General features: G+C 40.2%; 2 protein-coding genes and 1 pseudogene. All 3 read right to left on the bottom strand.

The genetic code is table 11. The features are described 5' to 3' along the window. On the bottom strand, nucleotides 1-1,402 hold a 1,402-nt coding region (gene prfC / locus H5202_RS21160), incomplete at its 3' end, for a peptide chain release factor 3 (RefSeq protein WP_182773793.1). A gap of 258 nt (nucleotides 1,403-1,660) precedes the next feature. Continuing rightward, nucleotides 1,661-1,855 (bottom strand): hypothetical protein, encoded by a 195-nt coding sequence (locus tag H5202_RS21155; RefSeq protein ID WP_182773792.1) that lies wholly within the window; start codon nucleotides 1,853-1,855, stop codon nucleotides 1,661-1,663. A 153-nt stretch (nucleotides 1,856-2,008) separates the two neighbouring features. Continuing rightward, nucleotides 2,009-2,117, bottom strand: a pseudogene (locus tag H5202_RS21150) (IS982 family transposase); the annotation flags it as partial.

The raw sequence follows: 2,117 nt of genomic DNA, 5'->3' as shown, positions 1-2,117 counted from the left end.
CCCAACGTGCGGTACTAACACTAATACCTTCATAAATAGCTTCTACGTTGTATTCACTTTTTAAGCGCCCAACAACCACTTCAAATTGTAGTACACCAACTGCACCCACGATTAAATCGTTTGAATCAATTGGTCTGAAGACCTGCACAGCTCCCTCTTCAGATAATTGTACTAAACCTTTAAGCAGCTGCTTTTGTTTTAGTGGATCTTTTAAACGAATACGACGGAACATTTCAGGTGCAAAATTAGGCACCCCAGTAAAGCGAAGCTTTTCGCCTTGAGTAAATGTATCACCAATTCGCATAGTGCCATGATTATGCAATCCAATAATGTCGCCTGGATATGCCGCTTCGGCACGACTTCGATCACCGGCCATAAAGGTCAAAGCGTCACTGACATTAACATCTTTACCGATACGAACATGATGCATTTTCATACCTTGCTCATATCGACCCGAGCAAACACGCATAAAGGCAACACGGTCTCGATGTTTTGGGTCCATATTGGCTTGAATTTTAAAAATAAAACCAGAGAACTTTTCTTCATCAGGCGTGACTTTTCGTACATCACTTTCTCGAGGAAGCGGCTTTGGAGCCCATTCAACGATACCATCCAAAATATGATCAACACCGAAGTTACCTAAGGCTGTACCAAAATAGACTGGCGTAAGCTCGCCTTTTAGAAAAGCTTCTTGATTGAACTCATGAGAAGCGCCAGCGACCAGTTCCATTTCATCGCGAATTTCTGAAGCGTAGGAACCAAGAACTTTATCGAGTTCAGGATTATGTAATCCTTTGATAATACGCTCTTCTTGAATTGTGTGGCCCATACCGCTACGGTATAAAATAACCTCATCACGCAAAATGTGATACACACCTTTAAACTCTTTACCTGAACCTATCGGCCATGTAATAGGTGCACAAGCTATTTTTAAGATGTCTTCTACTTCATCCATCAATTCAATTGGATCGCGAATATCACGGTCACATTTGTTCATGAATGTCACAATAGGTGTGTCACGTAAACGCGTCACTTCCATTAGTTTAATGGTACGATCTTCAACACCTTTGGCGGAGTCGATAACCATTAAACATGAATCTACTGCGGTTAGTGTACGGTAGGTATCTTCCGAAAAGTCTTCGTGACCAGGCGTATCAAGTAAATTGATGAGTGCGCCACCGTAAGGAAATTGCATCACAGAGGTGGTTATTGAAATACCACGATCTTTTTCCATTTCCATCCAGTCTGATTTAGCATGTTGACCAGACTTTTTGCCTTTTACCGTGCCAGCCTTTTGTAAGGCATTTCCGAATAAAAGTACTTTTTCGGTGATGGTGGTTTTACCCGCATCGGGGTGCGAAATGATGGCAAAAGTTCGCCTTCTATTGATTTCATTAGACATTTTACTTGGTACTACTTCTTAATCTGATTATTTGTACGCATACTTGTACACAATAATAAAAGTGACTTAGTTTTCTTCTTTTTGGTTTTGATTAAAAGAAGCGCTATAAATGATAATTTTGCGAACATTATACGCTGAACCTTTAACAACAGCAAAATAGCGATACAACTGAATTTATTATTTTCTAGTTAAATGCTTTATGTACTCCCACATTCACAAAAGTCCCCCCTCGGTAAATAGCGAGGGGGAACGGATTGATTAAACGTTTACACCATCAACAAAGGTCGCCTCATCAAAGTACGGTTGATCCATTAGGTGTAAATAAGCAGCTTGTCGAGGTGTAGCATCGACATATTTAGCATCTAGTAGATCAACACTAAAAAACTTAACTTGTCGGCCATCCTTGTACTGCTCAACTGGAGGTCGCCCATCTTCAAAAGCATCAGCATTCATAAATATAGATGCTGAGTAAGTACCATTTTTACCGCCATGAGTAGTTGATACAATTTTGTAACTTTGGTTAACGGCGACACCTTCTCCGCCTGGCGACTCTACGACTTCTAGACGCTCATTTGATGAGGCGTTATTATTTAACCTGAGATCGGTTTAAGCCATAACAGAAATCGCATTGAAATCGACATCTGTGATATTGAGTTGTGGCTTACTTTCTTTGAGTTGATAAGCGATTAAACCACCAATCATATTCAACATAAAA

It is taken from the genome of Shewanella sp. SG41-4 (genome assembly GCF_014164505.1).
Taxonomy (GTDB): Bacteria; Pseudomonadota; Gammaproteobacteria; order Enterobacterales; family Shewanellaceae; genus Shewanella.
The sequence above is the reverse complement of the archived record's forward strand: the minus strand, read 5'-3'. Positions and strand labels throughout refer to the sequence as shown.